This is a genomic window from Monashia sp. HAY1-11D, assembly GCF_056868035.1.
The window spans coordinates 2,724,167-2,745,686 of sequence record NZ_CP200320.1; the positions used below are offsets into that span (position 1 = coordinate 2,724,167).

34 protein-coding genes and 1 pseudogene are annotated in these 21,520 nt (G+C 69.4%); 33 read left to right on the plus strand and 2 right to left on the minus strand.

What is annotated here, in order from left to right; genetic code table 11:
• The first annotated feature begins 13 nt into the window (after positions 1-13).
• The 25 genes and pseudogenes from rplC (at position 14) to AC1VM9_RS12680 (ending at position 15,618) form a co-directional block, all read left to right on the plus strand.
• Positions 14-673 (plus strand): 50S ribosomal protein L3, encoded by a 660-nt coding sequence (rplC, locus tag AC1VM9_RS12560; RefSeq protein WP_481343467.1) that lies wholly within the window; start codon positions 14-16, stop codon positions 671-673.
• The gene (rplD, locus tag AC1VM9_RS12565; RefSeq protein ID WP_483122898.1) at positions 670-1,305 is read left to right on the plus strand and encodes a 50S ribosomal protein L4; all 636 of its coding nucleotides are present in this window, start codon (positions 670-672) and stop codon (positions 1,303-1,305) included. The genes rplC and rplD overlap by 4 nt, the downstream gene beginning before the upstream one ends.
• Positions 1,302-1,601 (plus strand): 50S ribosomal protein L23, encoded by a 300-nt coding sequence (gene rplW, locus AC1VM9_RS12570; protein WP_452269189.1) that lies wholly within the window; start codon positions 1,302-1,304, stop codon positions 1,599-1,601. The genes rplD and rplW overlap by 4 nt, the downstream gene beginning before the upstream one ends.
• A 32-nt stretch (positions 1,602-1,633) precedes the next feature.
• The gene (gene rplB, locus AC1VM9_RS12575) at positions 1,634-2,470 is read left to right on the plus strand and encodes a 50S ribosomal protein L2 (protein ID WP_076264095.1); all 837 of its coding nucleotides are present in this window, start codon (positions 1,634-1,636) and stop codon (positions 2,468-2,470) included.
• Between the two features lie 15 nt (positions 2,471-2,485).
• Positions 2,486-2,767 carry a 30S ribosomal protein S19 gene (gene rpsS / locus AC1VM9_RS12580; protein WP_026864141.1) on the plus strand — a complete coding sequence of 94 codons (282 nt, stop codon included), beginning with the start codon at positions 2,486-2,488 and terminating at the stop codon, positions 2,765-2,767.
• 26 nt (positions 2,768-2,793) lie between these two features.
• Positions 2,794-3,162: a 50S ribosomal protein L22 gene (rplV, locus tag AC1VM9_RS12585; RefSeq protein ID WP_481347041.1), complete on the plus strand. Its 369-nt coding sequence runs from the start codon at positions 2,794-2,796 to the stop codon at positions 3,160-3,162.
• The gene (gene rpsC, locus AC1VM9_RS12590; protein ID WP_481343464.1) at positions 3,162-3,986 is read left to right on the plus strand and encodes a 30S ribosomal protein S3; all 825 of its coding nucleotides are present in this window, start codon (positions 3,162-3,164) and stop codon (positions 3,984-3,986) included. Before rplV ends, rpsC begins: the two co-directional genes overlap by 1 nt.
• A gap of 3 nt (positions 3,987-3,989) precedes the next feature.
• Positions 3,990-4,409 (plus strand): 50S ribosomal protein L16, encoded by a 420-nt coding sequence (gene rplP, locus AC1VM9_RS12595; RefSeq protein ID WP_076264098.1) that lies wholly within the window; start codon positions 3,990-3,992, stop codon positions 4,407-4,409.
• On the plus strand, positions 4,409-4,750 hold the full coding sequence (rpmC, locus tag AC1VM9_RS12600; protein WP_483122899.1) for a 50S ribosomal protein L29: 342 nt from the start codon (positions 4,409-4,411) through the stop codon (positions 4,748-4,750). Before rplP ends, rpmC begins: the two co-directional genes overlap by 1 nt.
• Entirely contained in the window at positions 4,747-5,046 is a 300-nt protein-coding gene (rpsQ, locus tag AC1VM9_RS12605; protein ID WP_481343462.1) for a 30S ribosomal protein S17, read from the plus strand. Before rpmC ends, rpsQ begins: the two co-directional genes overlap by 4 nt.
• Before the next feature lie 76 nt (positions 5,047-5,122).
• A complete protein-coding gene (gene rplN, locus AC1VM9_RS12610; protein ID WP_481347042.1) occupies positions 5,123-5,491 on the plus strand; it encodes a 50S ribosomal protein L14 in 369 nt (122 codons plus the stop codon).
• Positions 5,492-5,494: 3 nt separating this feature from the next.
• On the plus strand, positions 5,495-5,860 hold the full coding sequence (gene rplX, locus AC1VM9_RS12615) for a 50S ribosomal protein L24 (RefSeq protein ID WP_481343460.1): 366 nt from the start codon (positions 5,495-5,497) through the stop codon (positions 5,858-5,860).
• 2 nt (positions 5,861-5,862) lie between these two features.
• Positions 5,863-6,422, plus strand: a pseudogene (rplE, locus tag AC1VM9_RS12620) (50S ribosomal protein L5).
• 1 nt (position 6,423) lies between these two features.
• On the plus strand, positions 6,424-6,609 hold the full coding sequence (locus AC1VM9_RS12625) for a type Z 30S ribosomal protein S14 (protein ID WP_013493557.1): 186 nt from the start codon (positions 6,424-6,426) through the stop codon (positions 6,607-6,609).
• A 116-nt stretch (positions 6,610-6,725) separates the two neighbouring features.
• Positions 6,726-7,124, plus strand: coding sequence for a 30S ribosomal protein S8 (gene rpsH, locus AC1VM9_RS12630; protein ID WP_481343980.1), 399 nt, complete (start codon positions 6,726-6,728; stop codon positions 7,122-7,124).
• Positions 7,125-7,136: 12 nt separating this feature from the next.
• On the plus strand, positions 7,137-7,673 hold the full coding sequence (gene rplF, locus AC1VM9_RS12635; RefSeq protein ID WP_481343981.1) for a 50S ribosomal protein L6: 537 nt from the start codon (positions 7,137-7,139) through the stop codon (positions 7,671-7,673).
• A 3-nt stretch (positions 7,674-7,676) separates the two neighbouring features.
• A complete protein-coding gene (gene rplR / locus AC1VM9_RS12640; RefSeq protein WP_481343982.1) occupies positions 7,677-8,051 on the plus strand; it encodes a 50S ribosomal protein L18 in 375 nt (124 codons plus the stop codon).
• A 40-nt stretch (positions 8,052-8,091) separates the two neighbouring features.
• Complete coding sequence (gene rpsE, locus AC1VM9_RS12645; protein WP_483122901.1) at positions 8,092-8,751, plus strand: 30S ribosomal protein S5; 660 nt, start codon at positions 8,092-8,094, stop codon at positions 8,749-8,751.
• Positions 8,751-8,933, plus strand: a complete 183-nt coding sequence (gene rpmD, locus AC1VM9_RS12650) for a 50S ribosomal protein L30 (protein WP_034715233.1) — start codon at positions 8,751-8,753, stop codon at positions 8,931-8,933. The genes rpsE and rpmD overlap by 1 nt, the downstream gene beginning before the upstream one ends.
• Before the next feature lie 2 nt (positions 8,934-8,935).
• Positions 8,936-9,409: a 50S ribosomal protein L15 gene (gene rplO, locus AC1VM9_RS12655; RefSeq protein ID WP_481343146.1), complete on the plus strand. Its 474-nt coding sequence runs from the start codon at positions 8,936-8,938 to the stop codon at positions 9,407-9,409.
• 189 nt (positions 9,410-9,598) lie between these two features.
• Positions 9,599-10,924, plus strand: a complete 1,326-nt coding sequence (gene secY / locus AC1VM9_RS12660) for a preprotein translocase subunit SecY (RefSeq protein ID WP_481343147.1) — start codon at positions 9,599-9,601, stop codon at positions 10,922-10,924.
• Positions 10,924-11,502, plus strand: a complete 579-nt coding sequence (locus tag AC1VM9_RS12665) for an adenylate kinase (RefSeq protein WP_481343148.1) — start codon at positions 10,924-10,926, stop codon at positions 11,500-11,502. The genes secY and AC1VM9_RS12665 overlap by 1 nt, the downstream gene beginning before the upstream one ends.
• A gap of 59 nt (positions 11,503-11,561) precedes the next feature.
• On the plus strand, positions 11,562-12,404 hold the full coding sequence (map, locus tag AC1VM9_RS12670) for a type I methionyl aminopeptidase (protein ID WP_483122903.1): 843 nt from the start codon (positions 11,562-11,564) through the stop codon (positions 12,402-12,404).
• 100 nt (positions 12,405-12,504) lie between these two features.
• Positions 12,505-13,932, plus strand: a complete 1,428-nt coding sequence (locus AC1VM9_RS12675) for a serine hydrolase domain-containing protein (protein WP_483122904.1) — start codon at positions 12,505-12,507, stop codon at positions 13,930-13,932.
• 258 nt (positions 13,933-14,190) lie between these two features.
• A complete protein-coding gene (locus AC1VM9_RS12680) occupies positions 14,191-15,618 on the plus strand; it encodes a DHA2 family efflux MFS transporter permease subunit (protein ID WP_483124012.1) in 1,428 nt (475 codons plus the stop codon).
• A gap of 53 nt (positions 15,619-15,671) precedes the next feature.
• Here AC1VM9_RS12680 and AC1VM9_RS12685 read toward each other — a convergent pair whose 3' ends face one another.
• Both AC1VM9_RS12685 and AC1VM9_RS12690 read right to left on the minus strand, forming a co-directional pair.
• Positions 15,672-16,385, minus strand: a complete 714-nt coding sequence (locus AC1VM9_RS12685; RefSeq protein ID WP_483122905.1) for a hypothetical protein — start codon at positions 16,383-16,385, stop codon at positions 15,672-15,674.
• Positions 16,386-16,458: 73 nt separating this feature from the next.
• Complete coding sequence (locus AC1VM9_RS12690) at positions 16,459-16,677, minus strand: hypothetical protein (protein WP_481343153.1); 219 nt, start codon at positions 16,675-16,677, stop codon at positions 16,459-16,461.
• A 179-nt stretch (positions 16,678-16,856) separates the two neighbouring features.
• Here AC1VM9_RS12690 and AC1VM9_RS12695 point away from each other — a divergent pair, with 179 nt between their 5' ends.
• From AC1VM9_RS12695 to rplQ, 8 genes are all read left to right on the plus strand, one after another.
• Positions 16,857-17,210 (plus strand): iron chaperone, encoded by a 354-nt coding sequence (locus tag AC1VM9_RS12695; RefSeq protein ID WP_483122906.1) that lies wholly within the window; start codon positions 16,857-16,859, stop codon positions 17,208-17,210.
• Positions 17,211-17,447: 237 nt separating this feature from the next.
• Complete coding sequence (gene infA / locus AC1VM9_RS12700; protein ID WP_006946284.1) at positions 17,448-17,669, plus strand: translation initiation factor IF-1; 222 nt, start codon at positions 17,448-17,450, stop codon at positions 17,667-17,669.
• Positions 17,670-17,816: 147 nt separating this feature from the next.
• Complete coding sequence (rpmJ, locus tag AC1VM9_RS12705) at positions 17,817-17,930, plus strand: 50S ribosomal protein L36 (protein ID WP_006592630.1); 114 nt, start codon at positions 17,817-17,819, stop codon at positions 17,928-17,930.
• 224 nt (positions 17,931-18,154) lie between these two features.
• On the plus strand, positions 18,155-18,529 hold the full coding sequence (rpsM, locus tag AC1VM9_RS12710) for a 30S ribosomal protein S13 (protein ID WP_481343155.1): 375 nt from the start codon (positions 18,155-18,157) through the stop codon (positions 18,527-18,529).
• A gap of 56 nt (positions 18,530-18,585) precedes the next feature.
• Positions 18,586-18,981, plus strand: a complete 396-nt coding sequence (rpsK, locus tag AC1VM9_RS12715; protein ID WP_034801606.1) for a 30S ribosomal protein S11 — start codon at positions 18,586-18,588, stop codon at positions 18,979-18,981.
• Positions 18,982-19,012: 31 nt separating this feature from the next.
• Positions 19,013-19,621 carry a 30S ribosomal protein S4 gene (gene rpsD / locus AC1VM9_RS12720; protein WP_481343156.1) on the plus strand — a complete coding sequence of 203 codons (609 nt, stop codon included), beginning with the start codon at positions 19,013-19,015 and terminating at the stop codon, positions 19,619-19,621.
• Between the two features lie 154 nt (positions 19,622-19,775).
• Complete coding sequence (locus AC1VM9_RS12725) at positions 19,776-20,804, plus strand: DNA-directed RNA polymerase subunit alpha (protein ID WP_481343157.1); 1,029 nt, start codon at positions 19,776-19,778, stop codon at positions 20,802-20,804.
• 81 nt (positions 20,805-20,885) lie between these two features.
• A complete protein-coding gene (gene rplQ, locus AC1VM9_RS12730; RefSeq protein ID WP_483122908.1) occupies positions 20,886-21,500 on the plus strand; it encodes a 50S ribosomal protein L17 in 615 nt (204 codons plus the stop codon).
• The last annotated feature ends 20 nt before the right edge of the window (positions 21,501-21,520 follow it).

Genomic DNA, 21,520 nt, shown 5'->3' on the forward strand with positions numbered 1-21,520 from the left:
GCGGTTGGTACACATGACGACTGTTGCTCAGCAGAAGACCATCAAGGGCGTCCTCGGCGAGAAGCTCGGCATGACCCAGGTGTGGGACGCCGACAACCGCCTCGTCCCCGTGACCGTGGTCAAGGCCGGCCCCTGTGTCGTGACGCAGGTCCGCAACGGTGACACCGACGGCTACGACGCCGTCCAGATCGCCTTCGGCGCCATCGACCCGCGCAAGGTCAACAAGCCGATGACCGGCCACTTCGAGAAGGCCGGCGTCACGCCGCGCCGTCACCTCGTCGAGCTGCGCACCGCCGACGCCGGCGAGTACGAGCTCGGCCAGGAGATCACGGCCGAGGCCTTCGAGGCCGGCCAGCGCGTCGACGCCACCGGCACCACCAAGGGCAAGGGCTTCGCCGGCGTCATGAAGCGCCACGGCTTCGCCGGTGTCTCGGCCTCGCACGGTGCGCACCGCAACCACCGCAAGCCGGGCTCCATCGGCGGCTGCGCCACGCCGGGCCGTGTCTTCAAGGGCATGCGCATGGCCGGTCGCATGGGTGGTGTCCGCCAGACGACCCAGAACCTCCAGATCCACGCCGTTGACGCCGAGAAGGGTCTGCTGCTCATCAAGGGTGCCGTGCCCGGCCCCCGCGGTGGCATCGTCCTGATCCGCACGGCTGCGAAGGGTGCATGATCCACATGGCCACGAAGACCCCCAACCTGCCTGCCGAGATCTTCGACGTGCAGACGAACGTCCCGCTGATCCACCAGGTCGTGGTGGCCCAGCTCGCGGCGGCTCGTCAGGGCACGCACTCGACGAAGACGCGCGGTGAGGTCCGCGGCGGTGGCCGCAAGCCCTACCGCCAGAAGGGCACCGGCCGCGCCCGCCAGGGCTCGACGCGTGCGCCGCAGTTCGCCGGCGGTGGCACGGTCCACGGCCCGCAGCCGCGCGACTACGCCCAGCGCACCCCCAAGAAGATGAAGGCCGCCGCGCTGCGCGGTGCCCTCTCCGACCGGGCCCGCTTCGACCGCATCCACGTCGTCGACGCCATCGTCTCGGGCGAGGTCCCCTCGGCCAAGGACGCCGCGGTGTTCCTCGCCGGCCTGACCGAGCGTCCGAACCTGCTCGTCGTCATCGAGCGCGGTGACGACGTGACCTTCAAGTCGGTCCGCAACCTGAGCAACGTCCACGTCCTGGTCGCCGACCAGCTCAACACCTACGACGTCCTCTGCGCCGACGACATCGTGTTCACCCAGGCCGCCCTCGACGCGTTCGTCGCCGGCAGCCCCAAGGGTGCCGAGGCCGACAAGGAGGCCACCAAGTGAGCATCCACGCCAAGGACCCCCGCGACATCCTCATCGCGCCGGTCGTCTCCGAGAAGTCCTACGGGCTCCTCGACGAGGGCAAGTACACGTTCCTCGTCGACCCCAGGGCGAACAAGACGGAGATCAAGATCGCCATCGAGCAGATCTTCGACGTCAAGGTCGACAAGGTCCACACCCTGAACCGCCAGGGCAAGAGCCGTCGCACCCGTTTCGGCATCGGCAAGCGCAAGGACACCAAGCGTGCGATCGTCTCCCTCCGCGAGGGCTCGATCGACATCTTCGGTGCGGGCGCCTGAGACCGACGAAGAATCGTAAGGACTTAACGAACATGGGTATCCGCAAGTACAAGCCGACCACGCCGGGCCGTCGCGGCTCGTCGGTCGCCGACTTCGTCGAGATCACGCGCAGCACCCCGGAGAAGTCGCTCGTGCGACCGCTCTCGAAGACGGGTGGCCGCAACAACTCCGGTCGCATCACGACGCGCCACATCGGTGGCGGTCACAAGCGCGCCTACCGCGTCATCGACTTCCGTCGCCACGACAAGGACGGCGTGCCGGCCAAGGTCGCGCACATCGAGTACGACCCCAACCGCACGGCGCGCATCGCGCTCGTCCAGTACGCCGACGGCGAGAAGCGCTACATCCTGGCGCCGAACCGCCTCAAGCAGGGCGACCCGATCGAGAACGGTCCCGCCGCCGACATCAAGCCCGGCAACAGCCTGCCGCTGCGCAACATCCCCGTCGGCACGGTCGTGCACGCCATCGAGCTCAAGCCCGGCGGCGGCGCCAAGATCGCCCGCTCCGCCGGTGCTCGCGTCCAGCTCGTCGCCAAGGACGGCCCCTACGCCCAGCTGCGCATGCCGTCCGGCGAGATCCGCAACGTCGACGTGCGCTGCCGCGCCACCGTCGGCGAGGTGGGCAACGCCGAGCAGAGCAACATCAACTGGGGCAAGGCCGGCCGTATGCGCTGGAAGGGCAAGCGCCCGACCGTCCGCGGTGTCGCCATGAACCCGGTCGACCACCCGCACGGTGGTGGCGAGGGCAAGACGTCCGGTGGACGTCACCCCGTGAGCCCCTGGGGCCAGGCCGAGGGCCGGACCCGCAAGGGCCACAAGGAAAGCGACAAGCTCATCGTGCGTCGCCGTCGTACTGGCAAGAAGCGCTGACAAGGAGCCTGAAGAATGCCTCGTAGCCTCAAGAAGGGCCCCTTCATCGACGACCACCTCCAGAAGAAGGTGGACGCCCAGAACGAAGCGGGCACGAAGAACGTCATCAAGACCTGGTCGCGTCGTTCGGTCATCAGCCCCGACATGCTCGGCCACACCTTCGCCGTCCACGACGGCCGCAAGCACGTGCCGGTGTTCGTCACCGAGTCGATGGTCGGCCACAAGCTCGGCGAGTTCGCACCGACCCGCACGTTCAAGGGTCACGTGAAGGACGACAAGAAGGGTCGTCGTCGCTGATGGCCACCGAATCCAAGGAAGTTGTCATGGAAGCCAAGGCTTCGGCCCGGCACGTCCGGGTCAGCCCGCAGAAGGCCCGCCGCGTCGTCGACCTGATCCGCGGCAAGGGCGCCACCGACGCCGTCACGGTGCTCACGTTCGCCCCGCAGTCCGCGTCCGACCCGGTCAAGAAGGTGCTCGAGAGCGCCATCGCCAACGCCCGGTTCAAGGCCGACAAGGAGTCCGTGGCCTTCGACGAGCGCAACCTCGTCATCACGGCGGCGTTCGTCGACGAGGGCCCGACGATGAAGCGGTTCCGTCCGCGCGCCCAGGGCCGCGCCGGCCGCATCAACAAGCGGACCAGCCACATCACCGTCGTCGTCACCCAGCCCGAGAACAAGAAGGGAGCCCGCTGATGGGTCAGAAGGTCAACCCCCACGGCTTCCGTCTGGGCATCACCACCGACCACAAGAGCCGCTGGTTCGCCGACTCCACGAAGCAGGGTCAGCGCTACCGCGACTACGTGAAGGAAGACGTCGCGATCCGTCGCCTCATGGCCACGGGCATGGAGCGCGCCGGCATCGCCAAGGTGGAGATCGAGCGCACGCGGGACCGCGTCCGCGTCGACATCCACACCGCGCGTCCGGGCATCGTCATCGGCCGTCGTGGCGCCGAGGCCGACCGCATCCGCGGCGAGCTCGAGAAGCTCACGGGCAAGCAGGTCCAGCTGAACATCCTCGAGGTCAAGAACCCCGAGACCGACGCCCAGCTGGTCGCCCAGGGCATCGCCGAGCAGCTCTCGGCCCGTGTCTCCTTCCGCCGCGCGATGCGCAAGGGCATGCAGTCCGCCCAGCGCGCCGGCGCCAAGGGCATCCGCGTGCAGGTCTCGGGCCGTCTCAACGGCGCCGAGATGAGCCGCACCGAGTTCTACCGCGAGGGTCGCGTCCCGCTGCACACGCTGCGCGCGAACATCGACTACGGCTTCTACGAGGCCCGTACGACGTTCGGCCGCATCGGCGTCAAGGTGTGGATCTACAAGGGTGACCTGACGGCCAAGGAGCTGGCTGCCCAGCAGGCCGCCGCGCCCCGCCCGTCGCGTGGCCCGCGTCGTGACGGTTCCGACCGTCCGAACCGCGCCCGCCGTGGTGACCGCAACGAGACCGCCGCTGCCCCGGCAGTGAACGAGACCGCTGCTGCCGAGGCTCCCGCCGCGGCGAGCACCGAGAATGAGCAGGCCTGACCCATGTTGATTCCCCGTCGAGTCAAGCACCGCAAGCAGCACCACCCGGATCGTCACGGTGCTGCCAAGGGCGGCACGAAGATCGCCTTCGGTGAGTACGGCATCCAGGCCCTCGAGCCGGCGTACGTCACCAACCGTCAGATCGAGTCCGCTCGTATCGCGATGACCCGCTACATCAAGCGTGGCGGAAAGGTCTGGATCAACATCTACCCGGACCGTCCGCTCACGAAGAAGCCCGCCGAGACCCGCATGGGTTCGGGCAAGGGCTCGCCCGAGTGGTGGGTCGCGAACGTCAAGCCGGGTCGCGTCATGTTCGAGCTCTCGGGCGTGGCCGAGCCGGTCGCCCGCGAGGCCATGCGTCTCGCGATGCACAAGCTCCCGATGAAGTGCCGCTTCGTCCAGCGTGAGGGTGGTGACAACTGATGGCAGTCGGAACGAAGGACCTGGCTCCGAACCAGCTGCGTGGTCTCGACGACACGAAGCTCGCCGACGAGCTGAAGAAGGCCAAGGAGGAGCTGTTCAACCTCCGGTTCCAGTCCGCCACGGGCCAGCTGGACAACCACGGTCGTCTGCGTGCGGTCAAGAAGGACATCGCCCGGATCTACACCGAGATGCGTGAGCGCGAGCTCGGCATCGGCTCGGCCCCGGTCGAGCAGCCGGAGCCGGCGAAGGCCGACGACGAGGCCGAGAAGAAGGCCAAGAAGGCCACCAAGAAGGCCGAGAAGACGGCCGAGGCCGAGACGGCCGAGGAGGACCAGGCATGAGCGAGAAGGACACCGTGACCACGGACGCGACGGGTCAGACCACCGAGCGCAACTACCGCAAGACCCGTCAGGGCTACGTGGTGAGCGACAAGATGGACAAGACCGTCGTCGTCGAGGTCGAGGACCGCGTCAAGCACGCCCTCTACAGCAAGGTCATCCGTCGCACCTCGAAGGTCAAGGCGCACGACGAGAAGAACGAGGCCGGCGTCGGCGACCGCGTGCTCATCATGGAGACGCGTCCGCTCTCCGCGACGAAGCACTGGCGTGTCGTCGAGATCCTCGAGAAGGCCAAGTAAGCCACCCCCCATTTCCGTTCGGCAAGGCTCACCCGGGTGACCGGGTGAGAACCAGCACGACGACAGGAGTTAGACAGTGATCCAGCAGGAGTCGCGACTGCGCGTCGCCGACAACACCGGTGCCAAGGAGCTCCTTTGCATCCGTGTTCTCGGTGGTTCGGGCCGTCGATACGCCGGCATCGGCGACACGATCGTCGCCACCGTCAAGGACGCCATCCCGGGCGGCAACGTCAAGAAGGGCGACGTGGTCAAGGCCGTCGTCGTCCGGACCGTCAAGGAGCGTCGGCGTCCCGACGGCTCGTACATCAAGTTCGACGAGAACGCCGCGGTCATCCTGAAGAACGACGGTGACCCGCGCGGTACCCGCATCTTCGGTCCCGTCGGCCGTGAGCTGCGCGAGAAGAAGTTCATGAAGATCATCTCGCTCGCGCCGGAGGTGCTCTGACCCATGGCGAAGATGAAGATCAAGAAGGGTGACCTCGTCCAGGTCATCTCGGGCCGCAGCCAGAAGAACGGCGGCGACCGGGGCAAGCAGGGCAAGGTCATCGCGGTCTACCCGGAGACGCAGCGCGTGCTCGTCGAGGGCATCAACCGCGTCACCAAGCACATCAAGGCCGGCGCCACCGCCCGTGGCACCCGCACCGGTGGCCTGACCCACACGGAGGCCGCGATCCACGTCAGCAACGTGGCCGTCGTCGACCCCGAGACGAAGAAGCCGACCCGCGTCAAGACGCGCGTCGAGACGGTCGAGCGCGGCGGTCGCCAGAAGGCGTCCCGCGTGCGCGTCGCCGTGAAGTCGGACAAGGACCTCTGAACATGACGCAGACCACCAGCAAGCCGCGCCTCAAGCAGCGGTACCAGGACGAGATCGAGAGCCGCTCCAGGAGCAGTTCGGCCACGGGAACGTCATGCAGGTTCCCGGCGTCGTCAAGGTCGTCGTCAACATGGGTGTCGGTGACGCCGCGCGCGACAGCAAGCTCATCGAGGGCGCCGTCCGTGACCTCACCGCCATCACCGGCCAGAAGCCGGTCGTGACGCGGGCCCGCAAGTCCATCGCCCAGTTCAAGCTCCGCGAGGGCATGCCGATCGGCGCGCACACCACGCTGCGCGGCGACCGCATGTGGGAGTTCCTCGACCGTCTCGTGACGATCGCCCTCCCGCGCATCCGCGACTTCCGCGGCCTGTCGCCCAAGCAGTTCGACGGCCGTGGCAACTACACGTTCGGCCTGACCGAGCAGTCGATGTTCCACGAGATCGACCAGGACCGCATCGACCGCGTGCGCGGCATGGACATCACCGTCGTCACCACGGCGACCAACGACGACGAGGGTCGCGCGCTGCTCAAGGCGCTCGGCTTCCCCTTCAAGGAGAACTGACATGGCCAAGACCGCCCTGATCAACAAGGCGAACCGGAAGCCGAAGTTCAAGGTCCGCGCGTACACCCGTTGCCAGAAGTGCGGTCGCCCGCACTCGGTGTACCGCAAGTTCGGCCTCTGCCGCATCTGCCTTCGCGAGATGGCGCACGCGGGCGAGCTGCCGGGCGTGACCAAGAGCTCCTGGTAAACCACCGGTAGCCACCCAAAGACCAGCCAACACCTCTGGCACCGTAGGTCGGCCCGGAGCGCCCTCGAGGCGCCCCGGTGTCCGAAACCCCGGTGAGGAAGGGCAAAGAGCCCACCATGACCATGACTGACCCGATTGCGGACATGCTGACTCGTGTGCGGAACGCCAACTCGGCGCACCACGACACGGTCTCCATGCCGTACTCGAAGCTCAAGAAGAACATCGCCGAGATCCTCCAGACCGAGGGCTACATCGCCTCGTGGAAGATCGAGGAGGCCGAGGTCGGCCAGACGCTGACCATCGACCTCAAGTACGGCCCGAACCGCGAGCGCTCCATCGCCGGCGTGCGTCGCGTCTCGAAGCCGGGTCTGCGCGTCTACGCCAAGTCGACGAACCTGCCCAAGGTTCTCGGCGGCCTCGGCGTCGCGATCCTGTCGACCTCGAGCGGCCTCCTGACCGACAAGCAGGCACACGAGAAGGGCGTGGGTGGGGAAGTCCTCGCCTACGTCTGGTAAGGAGACGCTGACATGTCGCGAATCGGACGACTCCCCGTCTCCATCCCCTCGGGTGTGGACGTCAAGGTCGACGGCCAGGACGTCACGGTCAAGGGCCCCAAGGGCGAGCTCTCGCTGACCGTCGTCACCCCGATCACCGTCGAGGTCGCCGAGGGCAACCTCGAGGTCAAGCGCCCCGACGACGAGCGTGACTCCCGGGCCCGCCACGGCCTGACCCGCTCGCTCATCAACAACATGGTGCTCGGTGTCACCGAGGGCTACGAGAAGAAGATGGAGATCCACGGCACGGGCTACCGTGTCGCCGCGAAGGGCTCGGACCTCGAGTTCTCGCTCGGATACTCGCACCCGATCCTCATCCAGGCTCCCGCCGGCATCAGCTTCGCCGTCGAGAACCCGACCCGCTTCTCGGTGCAGGGCATCGACAAGCAGCTCGTCGGTGAGGTCGCGGCCAACATCCGCAAGCTGCGCAAGCCCGACCCGTACAAGGGCAAGGGCGTTCGCTACGCGGGCGAGCAGATCCGTCGCAAGGTTGGAAAGGCCGGTAAGTAAGCCATGGCAATGATCATCAAGCGCGGCAAGTCCAAGGCTGCCGCCCGCATCCGTCGCCAGGTGCGCGGTCGCAAGAAGATCGCCGGCACCGCGGCCCGTCCCCGCCTCGTCGTCTCGCGCTCGAGCCGTCACCTCTTCGTGCAGGTCGTCGACGACACGGTCGGCAAGACCGTCGCCTACGCCTCGACGATGGAGGCCGACCTGCGTTCGTTCGACGGTGACAAGACGGCCAAGGCCAAGCGGGTCGGCGAGCTCGTCGCCGCCCGCGCCAAGGACGCCGGCGTCGACTCCGTCGTGTTCGACCGTGGGGGCAACAAGTACCACGGCCGCGTCGCGGCGATCGCCGAGGGCGCCCGCGAGGGAGGCCTGTCGCTGTGAGCAACTTCGTGAACGCAATTGTCGAGATGAGGAACATCTGATGCCCGGACAGCAGCGTCGAGGCACCGGCCCCGCCGGTGGCGGCGAGCGCGGCGAGCGCGGCGAGCGTCAGGACCGCCGCGGCGGCCGTGACAGCCGCGAGAGCCGCGAGCAGAACCAGTACGTCGAGCGCGTGGTGACCATCAACCGCGTCGCGAAGGTCGTCAAGGGTGGTCGTCGCTTCAGCTTCACGGCGCTCGTCGTCGTCGGTGACGGTGACGGCACCGTGGGCGTCGGCTACGGCAAGGCCAAGGAGGTCCCCGCCGCGATCGCCAAGGGCGTCGAGGAGGCCAAGAAGGGCTTCTTCAAGGTCCCGCGGATCCAGGGCACCATCCCGCACCCCGTCCAGGGCGAGGCCGCGGCCGGTGTCGTCATGCTCCGTCCGGCCGCCCCTGGTACCGGTGTCATCGCCGGTGGCCCGGTGCGTGCGGTCCTGGAGTGCGCCGGCATCCACGACGTCCTGTCCAAGTCGCTGGGCTCGGACAACGCCATCAACATCGTGCACGCGACCGCCCAGGCCCTGCGCGACCTCGAGCGCCCCGAGTCGGTTGCCGCGCGCCGCGGCAAGTCGCTCGAGGAGGTGGCCCCGGCGGCCATGCTCAGGGCGCGTGCCGCGGGCCTGGCCGAGGCCAAGGCCGCGGCCGAGAAGGCTGGTGCGTGATGGCTCGTCTCAAGGTGACCCAGACCCGTTCCGAGATCGGTGGCAAGCAGAACCAGCGCGAGACGCTGCGCAGCCTCGGTCTGAAGCGCATTGGCGACGTCGTCGTCAAGGAGGACCGTCCCGAGATCCGCGGGATGGTCAAGACGGTGACGCACCTCGTGACCGTCGAGGAGGTTGACTGACCATGGCTGAGGCCAAGAAGACCGAGGGCTCGGCCCTCAAGGTCCACCACCTGCGTCCGGCCCCCGGTGCCAAGACCCCCAAGACCCGCGTCGGTCGTGGTGAGGGCTCCAAGGGCAAGACCGCCGGTCGCGGCACCAAGGGTACGAAGGCCCGTTACCAGGTCTCGGAGCGCTTCGAGGGTGGCTCGATGCCCCTGCACATGCGCCTTCCCAAGCTCCGTGGCTTCAAGAACCCGTTCCGCACCGAGTACCAGGTCGTGAACCTGGACCGCCTGCAGACCCTCTTCCCGGAGGGTGGCCAGGTCTCGGTCGCCGACCTCGTGGCCAAGGGCGCCGTCCGCGACGGCTTCCCGGTCAAGGTGCTCGGCACGGGTGAGATCTCCGTCAAGGTCGAGGTCGAGGCGCACAAGTTCTCGGCCTCCGCCAAGGAGAAGATCGAGGCCGCCGGCGGTTCGGTCACGTCCATCGCGGACTGACCACCGCTCGACGGATCCGATCCGGACCACCTCACACCTCGTGTGAGCAGCGCCCCGGGCGTCCGCACCGCGGGTCGACGTGACGTCGGCCATGGCGGAGCGGTGCCCGGGGCGCTGCCTCTTTGCGTTAACCTTCCACGGATTGCATGACTCAGGCCGCGCCACCGCGCGGCACCCCAGGAGGACCCTGTGCTCGCCGCCTTCGTCCGCGCGTTCCGCACCCCGGACCTGCGCAAGAAGCTGCTCTTCACGCTCGGCATCATCGTGCTGTTCCGTCTCGGCTCCCACGTGCCGACGCCGGGCATCAGCTACGGCCTGGTGCAGCAGTGCCTCCAGGCCGGCAAGGCCGCCGGCGGCAGTGACCAGAGCGGGTTCCTCAACCTGGCCAACCTCTTCTCCGGTGGCGCGCTGCTGCAGCTGTCGGTGTTCGCGCTCGGGATCATGCCCTACATCACCGCGAGCATCATCATCCAGCTGCTCACGGTCGTCATCCCGCGCTTCGAGGCGCTCAAGGAGGAGGGCCAGTCGGGGCAGACCAAGCTGACGCAGTACACGCGCTACCTGACGATCGGCCTGGCGATCCTCCAGTCGGCCACGCTCGTCACCTTCGCCCGGAACCCCTCGAGCCTCTTCGGCGGCTCCTGCGACTCCATCATGGTCGACCAGTCGATGGTGACCATCGTCATCATGGTCCTGACGATGACGGCCGGCACCGGCCTCATCATGTGGTTCGGCGAGCTCATCACCGACAAGGGTGTCGGCAACGGCATGTCACTGCTGATCTTCACCTCGATCGCCGCCGGCTTCCCGGGCTCGCTGTGGGCCATCAAGGAGAACAAGGGCTGGGGCACGTTCCTGCTCATCGTCCTGCTCGGCATGTTCGTCATCGCGGCCGTCGTCTTCGTCGAGCAGTCGCAGCGACGCATCCCGGTGCAGTACGCCAAGCGCATGGTCGGGCGCCGCATGTACGGCGGCACGTCGACCTACATCCCGCTCAAGGTCAACATGGCCGGCGTCATCCCGGTCATCTTCGCCAGCTCGCTGCTGGCCCTGCCGGGCCTCGTCGCGCAGTTCAACACCCGCGCCGACGGCAACAACCCGGACTGGGTGCTGTGGGTGCAGAGCAACCTCGTGCGCGGTGACCACCCGATCTACATGGCGATCTACGTGGCGCTCATCCTCTTCTTCACGTTCTTCTACGTGTCGATCACCTTCAACCCGACCGAGGTCGCCGAGAACATGAAGAAGTACGGCGGCTTCATCCCGGGTATCCGTGCCGGGCGACCCACGGCCGAGTACCTCAACTACGTCCTGACCCGAATCACCGTGCCGGGTGCCATCTACCTCGCGCTCATCTCGCTCATCCCGCTCGTGGCACTCGTGCTCGTCGGGGCCAACCAGAACTTCCCGTTCGGTGGCACCTCGATCCTCATCGTCGTCGGTGTGGGCCTCGAGACGGTCAAGCAGATCGAGGCGCAGCTCCAGCAGCGTCACTACGAAGGGTTCCTCCGCTGATGCCAGCCCCCACGCGACTGATCATCCTCGGCCCGCCCGGCGCCGGGAAGGGCACCCAGGCCGCCCGCATCGCCGCGCGCCTGTCGATCCCGGCGATCTCGACCGGCGACATCTTCCGCTCGAACATCAAGAACGAGACCGAGCTCGGTCTCAAGGTCAAGGACATCCTCGCCTCGGGCGGCTACGTGCCCGACGAGGTGACCAACGAGATCGTCGAGGACCGGCTGTCCTGGGACGACGCGGTCGGCGGGTTCCTCCTCGACGGCTACCCGCGGACGGCGGGGCAGGTCGAGGCCCTCGACGCCATGCTCGCCAAGCACGACCACGCGCTCGACGCCGTCATCGAGCTCGTCGTCGACGAGGACGCCGTCGTGGAGCGACTCCTCAAGCGCGCCGAGATCGAGGGCCGGGCCGACGACAGCGAGGAGGTCATCCGCGAGCGCCAGGCGATCTACCGCAAGGAGACCGCGCCCCTCGCCGAGCACTACCAGCTCGCCGGCCTGCTCGTGCAGGTCGACGGCATGGGTGAGGTCGACGAGGTCACCGACCGCGTCATCGCCGCCCTGCCTCGGCACTGAGCAACCTCCACGCCACCGCACCACCACCGCCAACGCCCCGAAGGACGACGAGCAGACCCGTGTTCGGACGCCACCGACTGACCGGCCGCACCGACGAGCAGCTGCGCCTCATGCGTGAGGCGGGGCTGCTCGTCGGGCGCACCCTCGAGCTGCTCCGGGGCGAGGTGCGCGAGGGCGTCACGACGCAGCAGCTCGACGCCCTCGCCGAGGACTTCATCCGCAGCCACGGCGGGGTCCCGAACTTCCAGCTCGTCCCCGGCTACCGGCACACGCTGTGCACGAGCGTCAACGAGGAGGTCGTCCACGGCATCCCGGGCGACCGCGTCCTGCGCGCGGGTGACGTGCTGTCGGTCGACTGCGGCGCCGAGGTCAAGGGCTGGAACGGCGACGCCGCCTTCACGACCGTCGTCGGTGGCCCCGAGGCCGCGCGTCCGGAGGACCTGCACCTCATCGCCGCCACCGAGGCGAGCCTCTACGCCGGCATCGCCGCGATGCGCGTCGGGGGCCGCCTCTACGCGGTCGGTGACGCCGTCGAGGCCAGCATCGACGCGGCCGCCGAGCGCGACGGCCACGCGTACGGGGTCGTCGACGAGTACGTCGGCCACGGCATCGGTCCCCAGATGCACATGGACCCGCAGATCCCGAACTACGCCGTGCGGGAGAGCGGGCCCAAGCTCGTCGACGGGTTCACCGGCGCGATCGAGCCGATGGTGACCCTCGGCGCGAGCGACACCCGCGTGCTCGACGACGACTGGACGGTCGTCACCACCGACGGCTCGCGCGCGGCGCACTGGGAGCACTCGGTCGCGGTGCGCCAGGAGGGCCTGTGGGTCCTCACCGCGGTCGACGGCGGCAAGGAGCAGCTCGAGCGGCTCGGCGCCCCCTTCGCGCCGCTCGACTGAGCCCGACTGAGCCCGACTAAGGACCGACTGGGCCCGGACTCAGCCAGACTCTGCCCCGCGTCGCCCCCCGGTCGGTCCCGCCACCGCGTACCGTGCGGAGGTGACCCTTCCGCGCAGCACCCCCAGCGCCCAGGACGTCGACGCGTCCGGCCTCCTCGCGTTCGTCGACGCCGTCGAGGCGGGTCGCCTCGGCCTCCACAGCCTCATGGTGGCCCGGCACGGCCACGTCGTGGCCGAGGGCTGGTGGCGGCCGTACTCCGCCGAGCGCCTGCACCTCGGCTACTCGCTGTCGAAGACCCTGACCGCCACGGCCGTCGCCTTCCTCGTCCAGGAGGGGCGCCTGTCCCTCGACGACCGCATCCTCGACCACTTCCCCGAGTACGACCCGGCCACGGTGCCGCAGGGGTGGCACGACGTCCGGGTCAGGCACTGTCTGTCGATGACGGTCGGGCACGAGGAGGACGCGTGGGCGCACGTCTTCGACCGCCTGAGCGGCACGGCGCCGGCGGCCCGCGCCGACTGGGTGCCGCGCGTCTTCGCGACGGCCCCGACCCGCGAACCCGGGACGCACTTCGCCTACAACCAGGTGGCGACCTACCTGCTGTCGGTCATCGTCGGGCGCCTCACCGGCGTCGGCCTCGCCGAGGCCCTCCGGCTGCGGCTGCTGGTCCCGTTGGGCCTTCCCGACGTGCCCTGGCACCGTGACCCGCTCGGTCGAGAGCTCGGGTTCACCGGTGCGCACCTGACCACGGAGGGCATCGCCTCGGTCGCCCAGCTCTACCTCGACCAGGGGCGCTGGCAGGGCCGGCAGCTGCTCTCCGAGGCGTGGGTCCGGGAGGCGACGCGGGGTTTCGGTCCGGTGGACGAGGATCCCGCCACCGAGCCGGACTGGGCGTGCGGCTACGGCTACTCGTTCTGGATGCAGCGTCACGGCTTCCGCGGCGACGGCGCCTTCGGCCAGTTCCTCGTCGTCCTGCCCGAGCACGACACCGTCGTCGCGGTCACGTCCGAGCAGGCCCGGATGCAGTCGACGCTCGACGCGCTCTGGGAGCACGTCGTCCCGGCCCTCGGTCGCGTCGGCTCGCGCACGGCCGACGAGGAGCTCACCCGTCGTCTCGCGGGCCTCGAGATCCCGGCGATGGCGGGGGAGGCGCTCGGCCCCGAGTACGCCGAGTTCCTCCGTTCGGACGCCTCGGACCTCACGACCGACTACACCGCCGTGTCGGTGACGCGCTCCGAGGAGGGGCACGTGCTCGGCCTGCAGCGGCGCGACACCTGGCTCAGGGTCCCGGTCACCTCCGGCGGGTGGCACGAGTCCGAGCTGGTCGGCGCGGGGGCGGTGCTGCCCGTCGTCGCGAGCGGGGGCTGGGTCGAGGAGGACACCTTCCGGGCCGAGGTCATCGTCATCGAGACGCCGCACCGCTTCCGCGTCGAGGCACGGCTGCGCGGTGGCGACGCCGACCTCACGTGGCGGATGGTCCCGCTGACCGGCCACGACCCCCTCTGGCTCGCGACGCGCTGGTCCTGACCCCCGCCGACGCCCCTGACCCTGTCGACGGGAAAAGGGCGATGCGCTGTCGGTGGGGTGGCGCAGAATCGGTACCAGGACGCATCGAGAGGGCGGGACGTGGCCGGTGACGAGCAGGCAGCCGAGCGAACGGTGGCACGGGAGGCCGGCCGGTCCGTCGACGTCGGCGGTGCTTCCCACCGGGCCGCGACGGCCGGGGCGGGGCGCGTCCCGGGCGGTGTGCCTGACGGGCACAACCCGTGGCCGGCCCTGTGGGCCATGGTCATCGGCTTCTTCATGATCCTCGTCGACTCGACGATCGTGTCCGTCGCGACGCCGGCGATCATGCGCGGGCTCGGCTCCGACGTCAACGGTGTCATCTGGGTCACCAGCGCCTACCTGCTGGCCTACGCCACGCCGCTGCTCATCACCGGCCGCCTCGGCGACCGCTACGGCCCGAAGAACCTCTACCTCGTGGGGCTGACGGTCTTCACGGTCGCCTCGCTGTGGTGCGGCCTGACGACGACGATCACGGGGCTCGTCGTGGCCCGCGTCGTCCAGGGCCTCGGCGCCTCGATGCTGACGCCGCAGACCATGGCCGTCATCACGCGCACCTTCCCGGCGGCCTCTCGCGGCCAGGCGATGGCGCTCTGGGGTGCCACGGCCGGCGTCGCGATCCTCGTCGGCCCCATCGTCGGCGGCCTGCTCGTCGACGGGCCGGGCTGGGAGTGGATCTTCTTCATCAACGTGCCCGTCGGCATCGTCGGGCTGGTCCTGTCGGCCCGGCTCGTCCCGCACCTCGAGACCCACAGCCACAGCTTCGACTGGCTCGGCGTGGCCCTGTCGGCCGTCGGCATGTTCCTGCTCGTCTTCGGGGTGCAGGAGGGGGAGAGCTACGACTGGGGCACCATCAGCGGCTGGGTCTCGGTACCCCTGCTCATCGCCGTCGGCATCGTCGTGCTCGCGCTCTTCGTGCTGTGGCAGGCGCGCAACCGCCGCGAGCCGCTCCTGCCGCTGGCGCTGTTCCGCGACCGCAACTTCTCGCTGGCCAACGTCGCCATCACGACCATCGGGTTCTCGATCACCGCGATGGGTTTCCCGTTCATGCTGTACGCCCAGGTCGTGCGGGGCCTGACCCCCACGCAGTCGGCCCTGCTCCTCGTGCCGATGGCCGTCATCTCCGGTGGGCTCGCGCCCCTCGCGGGCCGGATGGCCGACCGCCTGCACCCCCGGGGTATCACGGCGGTCGGCATCGCGCTGACCTCGGCCTCGCTGCTGTGGGTGGCCCTCGTCATGCGGCCGGAGACGCAGACGTGGCAGCTGCTCCTGCCGATGGCGCTCATGGGGCTGGGCAACGCGTTCATGTGGGGCCCGCTCGGCGCGACGGCCACCCGCAACCTGCCCCTGCGCTCGGCCGGCGCGGGCTCAGGTGTCTACAACACGACCCGCCAGGTCGGCGCGGTGCTCGGCAGCGCCGCCATCGCCGCCCTCATCGAGGCACGGCTCGCCGCCGACCTGCCGGCCGCGGCGGGAGCCGCGGCCGGCGCCGGCGGAATGCAGCAGACGTTCGGGCGCTCGCTGCCACTGCAGGTGCGCACCGGGTTCTCGGACGCCATGAGCGAGGCCATGCTCCTGCCCGGGCTCGCCCTCGTCATCGGTGTCGTCGCCGTCCTGTTCTTCTCCCGGCCGCAGAGCCACCACGCCTGAGCCCGGCGCGTCGTCCGAGCCGTCGGGGTCCGGGCGGCCGAACCGGACGGACGTCAGCGGCCCAGGCGCCCGGCCCGTCCGCCGACGTGCACGACGAGACGCTCGGCGACGACCCGGGCGTTGGTCTGCAGAACCTCCAGGGGCACCCGCGGCAGGTTCTCCTCCCAGTCGACGAGCGGCGAGCCACGGAGCTGGAGCATCCGCGCGGGACGGCCGAGGAAGAACAGGTGCAGGTGCGCGCCGCCGTCGCCGTACCTGGCCAGCTGACCGCGGCCGACGCTCGGCACGTGCTCGACGGCGTCGGAAACGGCCACGACGAGCTGGCCCATCTCCGCCGCGAGGTCGCCGGGCAGCGACGGCAGGTCGTGGTGCTCGACCGGGGCGAGGACGAGCATGACCGGCAGGCCGGTGTCGGTCGACAGGGTGAGGCGCCACCGAGGGTTGCTCCACACCAGCCGTTCGTCGGCGTCCGGGGTCTGCGCGTCCGCGTCGGCGCCGGCGCACCAGCAGTCCGCGGCCCGCTCGCCGCGTCGCGGCGGTTCCTCGTCCGCGGGCGGCTGGACCGGCTTGAGCCGCAGGCTGTCGAGCTCGTAGGGATAGATGTCCCAGCCGGGCATCTCCTCGACGGCAACGGGCAGCCGTCCGTCGGGTCCGGCCGCCGCGGCGATCCGCGCGTGGTAGTCCTCGACGCTCTCGGCGGCATCCGGCGGCGCGGTGACCACGTCCGTGCGGTCGGGCGGGGCTGTCGCGTCGCTGCGCTCGCTCATCACGCCAGTATGCCGTCGCGCCGACGCGGCACGCCGGCGACGGCGGACCTGCCCAGCCGGACGGGGGTCCGGGTCAGGACGGCTGGGGCACGGTGCACCCGATCCGCGGGTGGACGCCGACGTAGTTGAGCGGGCCGGCGACGATCGTCACCGCCGCGTTGGCCACGCGGCTGCAGCTCGTCGTGGCGGAGCCGAAGTAGCCCCGCTGGAAGGCGGCGATGATGCCGACGAGCAGCCAGACGAGGACGACGAGGGTCAGGATGCGGCTCCCGGAGCCGGTGCGAAGTGCCATGGCGGCGACCTTTCGTGGAGGGACTCGCCGAGCTGAGGCGATCGGGCGGGCGGTGCCGGGCCCCGGGCGGCCGGACCACACGTGGGTCGTACCCGTACCCGAGATGTCAGCATCGAGGGCCGGACCCGTCCTGCCGGAACGCGCCCGCGGCAGGCGTCGAGGCGGCACCATGGGGTTCCGTGGACCCCGCACGGCCGTTGACCGACTACCTGGCCGGCCTGCCCCTGCCGGAGCAGGAGGCGCTGCGCCACGTCGTCGACGTCGCGCGACGCATCGCCCCCGATGCCGAGGAGGGCACGAGCTACGGCATGCCCGCCCTGCGCCTGGCCGGTCGGCCCCTCGTCGGGTTCACCGTCGCCAAGGGGCACCTGTCCCTGTTCCCGTTCAGCCCAGCGGTCGTGGAGGCCGTCCGCGGCGACCTCGACGGGTTCTCGCTGTCCAAGGGCACGGTCCGCTTCGCCGTCGGCCAGCCGCTTCCGGACCCGGTCGTCGAGCGCATCGTGGCCCTGCGGCGGGCCGAGATCGAGGGCTGACCGAGCCCGGCCACCGACCCACCGGGCCCGAGAGGAGGCCGGCGGCGGCCGGCGGCGAGGGCGTGCGGCCGGGCGCCCGTGACGATTTCAGGGAATGGCCCCCGATGGCGTAGTCTTGTGCGTTGGGTGTCGTGTGCCTCGACATCCAGTACTCGCCTGCGCCCCGTGCGTGGGCACCCGGGCACATCCGAGGTCGGGTCACACCGCGGTCCGACCACCGACAGATTGATGGAGGACATGGCCAAGAAGGACGGTGTCATCGAGATCGAGGGCACGATCGTCGAGGCTCTCCCGAACGCGATGTTCCGGGTCGAGCTCACCAACGGTCACAAGGTGCTCGCTCACATCTCGGGCAAGATGCGTCAGCACTACATCCGGATCCTCCCCGAGGACCGGGTCGTCGTCGAGCTCTCGCCCTATGACCTGACCCGCGGTCGGATCGTCTTCCGCTACCGCTGAGCGCGAGGGCCGGCGCGGCACCCCCGGGTGCCCGATGCTCCGGCACGAGCGTGAAGCACCATCCCGATTCCCCACCAGCGCCTGCTGCGCCACGGGCCCACCGCGGCCCGTGGAGGAGCAGGAGCACGATCTGAAGACAGCAGGCAGATGAAGGTTCAGCCGAGCGTCAAGAAGATCTGTGACAAGTGCAAGGTGATCCGCCGCAACGGGCGGGTCATGGTGATCTGCGAGAACCTGCGCCACAAGCAGCGCCAGGGCTGAGCAGAGCCACCACCCTCGCCGTCGACAGACCTTTCGACAGCACGCGACACACGTGAACGACAGCAGCACCCGGCCCCTGATGACCGACCGTCGAGTCGGCGCAGGACGTCACCCCCGGCACGGAGGCCGGGGACCGGCGGTCGCCCTTCTGCGAGGCGACCGAGCACCGGACCGGTGACTGCTCCCAGACCTCCGCGAACACAGAAACCAGGAGAACCCCCAACATGGCTCGTCTTGTTGGAGTCGACCTTCCGCGCGAGAAGCGCGTCGAGGTCGCGTTGACCTACATCTTCGGTGTGGGTCGCACCCGTTCCAAGGAGGCGCTGGTTGCCACCGGCGTCGACCCCAACACCCGCGTCAAGGACCTCGGTGAGGCCGAGCTCGTGGCGCTTCGTGACTTCCTCGAGGGCAACTACCGCCTCGAGGGTGACCTTCGCCGTGAGGTCCAGGCCGACATCCGTCGCAAGGTCGAGATCGGCTCCTACGAGGGTCTTCGTCACCGTCGCGGCCTGCCGGTGCGCGGTCAGCGCACCAAGACCAACGCGCGCACCCGCAAGGGCCCGAAGCGCACCGTGGCCGGCAAGAAGAAGGCCAAGTGACGCTGACCGCCTCGCCGGTCGCGTCCTCATCGACTCAGTTCTGACGTAGGAGAAACATGCCTCCCAAGGCTCGTGTGACGAAGGTTCGTCGCAAGGAGAAGAAGAACGTCGCCCACGGGCACGCTCACATCAAGAGCACGTTCAACAACACGATCATCTCGATCACGGACCCCACCGGTGCCGTGATCTCGTGGGCCTCTGCCGGCCAGGTCGGCTTCAAGGGCTCGCGCAAGTCCACCCCGTTCGCTGCCCAGATGGCGGCCGAGGCTGCGGCCCGGCGCGCGATGGAGCACGGCATGCGCAAGGTCGACGTCTTCGTCAAGGGCCCGGGCTCGGGCCGCGAGACGGCGATCCGTTCGCTGACCGCCACCGGCCTCGAGGTCGGCGCGATCAGCGACGTCACGCCCACGCCGCACAACGGTGTCCGTCCGCCCAAGCGCCGTCGCGTCTGATCAGGCCTGAGCGAAGGAAGTAGGTAGAACCATGGCTCGTTACACCGGCCCGATCACCAAGAAGTCGCGTCGTCTCAAGATGGACCTCGTCGGCGGCGACAAGAACTTCGAGCTCCGTCCGTTCCCGCCCGGCCAGCACGGCCGTCGCCGGATCCAGGAGAAGGAGTACCTGACCCAGCTGCAGGAGAAGCAGCGTGCTCGCTTCACCTACGGCGTCATGGAGAAGCAGTTCGTCCGGTACTACAAGGAGGCGGCCCGCCGCCCCGGCAAGACCGGTGAGAACCTCCTCCAGATCCTCGAGTCCCGTCTCGACAACGTCGTGTACCGCGCGGGCCTGGCCCGGACGCGTCGTCACGCGCGCCAGCTCGTGACGCACGGCCACTTCGAGGTCAACGGCGTGCGCGTCGACGTGCCCTCGTACCGCGTCGAGCAGTACGACATCATCACGGTCCGCAAGCAGTCGGTGGAGACCTTCCCGTTCGAGCTGGCTCGCCAGACGTTCGGCGAGCGTCCGGTCCCGGCCTGGCTCCAGGTCGTCCCGGGCTCCCTGCAGGTGCTCGTCCACCAGCTGCCGGTCCGCGAGCAGATCGACTCGCAGCTGACCGAGCAGCTCATCGTCGAGCTCTACTCGAAGAACTGACGCACACCGGTGCGTGCCGCGGGTCTCCCACGGCACGCACCGGACGCGTCCGCGGGGTCGGGTCGCAGACCGAGACGACCGGACCCGCCCGGCTCACGACCGGGCAGTTTCACGAGGCGTCATATGGCGGGCGCCCGTGGGAAGGAACTGAACAGTGCTCATCGCACAGCGTCCCGTGCTCGGCGAGGAAGTCGTCGCGGACAACCGCAGCCGCTTCACCATCGAGCCGCTCGAGCCGGGCTTCGGCTACACGCTCGGCAACTCCCTGCGTCGCACCCTGCTCTCGAGCATCCCCGGTGCGTCGGTGACCTCCATCCGCATCGACGGCGTGCTCCACGAGTTCACGACGGTGCCGGGGGTCAAGGAGGACGTCACCGAGATGATCCTCAACATCAAGGGCCTCGTCGTCTCCTCCGAGCACGACGAGCCGGTCGTCATGTACCTGCGCAAGCAGGGCCCGGGCGTCGTCACCGCCGCCGACATCACGCCGCCGGCGGGGGTCGAGGTGCACAACCCCGACCTGCAGATCGCGACGCTCAACGACAAGGGCAAGCTCGAGATGGAGCTGACGGTCGAGCGCGGCCGTGGCTACGTCTCGGCCCAGCAGAACAAGTCCGGTGACCAGGAGATCGGTCGCATCCCGGTCGACTCCATCTACTCGCCGGTCCTCGCCGTGACGTACAAGGTCGAGGCGACCCGTGTCGAGCAGCGGACCGACTTCGACAAGCTCATCGTCGACGTCGAGACGAAGAACTCGATGACGCCGCGCGACGCGATGGCCTCGGCCGGCAAGACGCTCGTCGAGCTGTTCGGCCTGGCCCGTGAGCTCAACGTCGAGGCCGAGGGCATCGACATGGGCCCGTCGCCGACGGACGCCGCCCTGGCCGCCGACCTGGCGCTGCCCATCGAGGACCTCGACCTCACGGTCCGTTCCTACAACTGCCTCAAGCGCGAGGGCATCCACACCGTGGGTGAGCTCGTGGGCCGCAGCGAGGCCGACCTGCTCGACATCCGCAACTTCGGTGCGAAGTCGATCGACGAGGTCAAGGCCAAGCTCGCCGGCATGGGCCTCGCGCTCAAGGACAGCCCGCCCGGGTTCGACCCGTCGGCCCTCGTCGAGGGCTACGGCGACGACTACGGCGACGACGACGACCAGTCGTTCGTCGAGGACGAGCGTCTCTGATCCACCCCCGCCTCTGACCACTCTGACCGGGTCATCGAGCGCGCGAGCGCAGCCCGTTGCAGTCCTTCTAGGAGATACGAAATGCCCACGCCCACCAAGGGTCCCCGCGTCGGTGGCGGCCCCGCCCACGAGCGGCTGATCCTGGCCAACCTCGCGACGTCGCTCTTCGAGCACGACCGGATCACGACGACCGAGGCCAAGGCCAAGCGCCTGCGCCCGCTCGCCGAGCGTCTCATCACGTTCGCCAAGCGCGGCGACCTGCACGCCCGCCGTCGGGTCCTCACCGTCGTGCGCGACAAGGGTGTCGTCCACCGCCTCTTCGCCGAGATCGCCCCCGACATGGCTCAGCGTGAGGGTGGCTACACCCGCATCACGAAGATCGCCGCGCGCAAGGGCGACAACGCCCCCATGGTCGTCATCGAGCTCGTCCGCGAGCCGCTGTCGGCCAAGAAGGCGACGGTCAAGGAGGCAGAGGCGGCCACGAGGCGCGCCGCCAAGCAGCAGGAGTCGAAGGAGGCTGCTGCGGCGACCATGGAGTCGGAGGACACCGACGTGACCGAGGCGAGCGAGGTGGCCGAGGTGACCGAGGCCCCGGCCGCCGAGAGCGCCGAGGCGACCGAGAGCGCCGAGGCGACCGAGAGCAGCGAGAGCACCGACGAGGCGGCCGCCGACGACGCCGAGGCCAAGCAGGCCTGAGCCCGGGCGCAGCCGGTAGC

What these genes read in the sequence shown, in the direction of transcription:
- AC1VM9_RS12690 (WP_481343153.1), bottom strand. Translation starts at nt 16,677, where the DNA reads ATGGCACTTCGCACCGGCTCCGGGAGCCGCATCCTGACCCTCGTCGTC.
- rpmJ (WP_006592630.1), top strand. Translation starts at nt 17,817, where the DNA reads ATGAAGGTTCAGCCGAGCGTCAAGAAGATCTGTGACAAGTGCAAGGTG.
- rpsC (WP_481343464.1), top strand. Translation starts at nt 3,162, where the DNA reads ATGGGTCAGAAGGTCAACCCCCACGGCTTCCGTCTGGGCATCACCACC.
- rpsK (WP_034801606.1), top strand. Translation starts at nt 18,586, where the DNA reads ATGCCTCCCAAGGCTCGTGTGACGAAGGTTCGTCGCAAGGAGAAGAAG.
- rplF (WP_481343981.1), top strand. Translation starts at nt 7,137, where the DNA reads ATGTCGCGAATCGGACGACTCCCCGTCTCCATCCCCTCGGGTGTGGAC.
- infA (WP_006946284.1), top strand. Translation starts at nt 17,448, where the DNA reads ATGGCCAAGAAGGACGGTGTCATCGAGATCGAGGGCACGATCGTCGAG.
- rpsS (WP_026864141.1), top strand. Translation starts at nt 2,486, where the DNA reads ATGCCTCGTAGCCTCAAGAAGGGCCCCTTCATCGACGACCACCTCCAG.
- rplX (WP_481343460.1), top strand. Translation starts at nt 5,495, where the DNA reads ATGGCGAAGATGAAGATCAAGAAGGGTGACCTCGTCCAGGTCATCTCG.
- rpsQ (WP_481343462.1), top strand. Translation starts at nt 4,747, where the DNA reads ATGAGCGAGAAGGACACCGTGACCACGGACGCGACGGGTCAGACCACC.
- AC1VM9_RS12665 (WP_481343148.1), top strand. Translation starts at nt 10,924, where the DNA reads ATGCCAGCCCCCACGCGACTGATCATCCTCGGCCCGCCCGGCGCCGGG.
- rpsM (WP_481343155.1), top strand. Translation starts at nt 18,155, where the DNA reads ATGGCTCGTCTTGTTGGAGTCGACCTTCCGCGCGAGAAGCGCGTCGAG.
- rplR (WP_481343982.1), top strand. Translation starts at nt 7,677, where the DNA reads ATGGCAATGATCATCAAGCGCGGCAAGTCCAAGGCTGCCGCCCGCATC.
- rplQ (WP_483122908.1), top strand. Translation starts at nt 20,886, where the DNA reads ATGCCCACGCCCACCAAGGGTCCCCGCGTCGGTGGCGGCCCCGCCCAC.
- rplD (WP_483122898.1), top strand. Translation starts at nt 670, where the DNA reads ATGATCCACATGGCCACGAAGACCCCCAACCTGCCTGCCGAGATCTTC.
- AC1VM9_RS12680 (WP_483124012.1), top strand. Translation starts at nt 14,191, where the DNA reads ATGGTCATCGGCTTCTTCATGATCCTCGTCGACTCGACGATCGTGTCC.
- rplV (WP_481347041.1), top strand. Translation starts at nt 2,794, where the DNA reads ATGGAAGCCAAGGCTTCGGCCCGGCACGTCCGGGTCAGCCCGCAGAAG.
- rpsD (WP_481343156.1), top strand. Translation starts at nt 19,013, where the DNA reads ATGGCTCGTTACACCGGCCCGATCACCAAGAAGTCGCGTCGTCTCAAG.
- rpsE (WP_483122901.1), top strand. Translation starts at nt 8,092, where the DNA reads ATGCCCGGACAGCAGCGTCGAGGCACCGGCCCCGCCGGTGGCGGCGAG.
- rpmD (WP_034715233.1), top strand. Translation starts at nt 8,751, where the DNA reads ATGGCTCGTCTCAAGGTGACCCAGACCCGTTCCGAGATCGGTGGCAAG.
- rplP (WP_076264098.1), top strand. Translation starts at nt 3,990, where the DNA reads ATGTTGATTCCCCGTCGAGTCAAGCACCGCAAGCAGCACCACCCGGAT.
- AC1VM9_RS12625 (WP_013493557.1), top strand. Translation starts at nt 6,424, where the DNA reads ATGGCCAAGACCGCCCTGATCAACAAGGCGAACCGGAAGCCGAAGTTC.
- rpsH (WP_481343980.1), top strand. Translation starts at nt 6,726, where the DNA reads ATGACCATGACTGACCCGATTGCGGACATGCTGACTCGTGTGCGGAAC.
- rpmC (WP_483122899.1), top strand. Translation starts at nt 4,409, where the DNA reads ATGGCAGTCGGAACGAAGGACCTGGCTCCGAACCAGCTGCGTGGTCTC.
- rplC (WP_481343467.1), top strand. Translation starts at nt 14, where the DNA reads ATGACGACTGTTGCTCAGCAGAAGACCATCAAGGGCGTCCTCGGCGAG.
- rplB (WP_076264095.1), top strand. Translation starts at nt 1,634, where the DNA reads ATGGGTATCCGCAAGTACAAGCCGACCACGCCGGGCCGTCGCGGCTCG.
- rplO (WP_481343146.1), top strand. Translation starts at nt 8,936, where the DNA reads ATGGCTGAGGCCAAGAAGACCGAGGGCTCGGCCCTCAAGGTCCACCAC.
- AC1VM9_RS12685 (WP_483122905.1), bottom strand. Translation starts at nt 16,385, where the DNA reads ATGAGCGAGCGCAGCGACGCGACAGCCCCGCCCGACCGCACGGACGTG.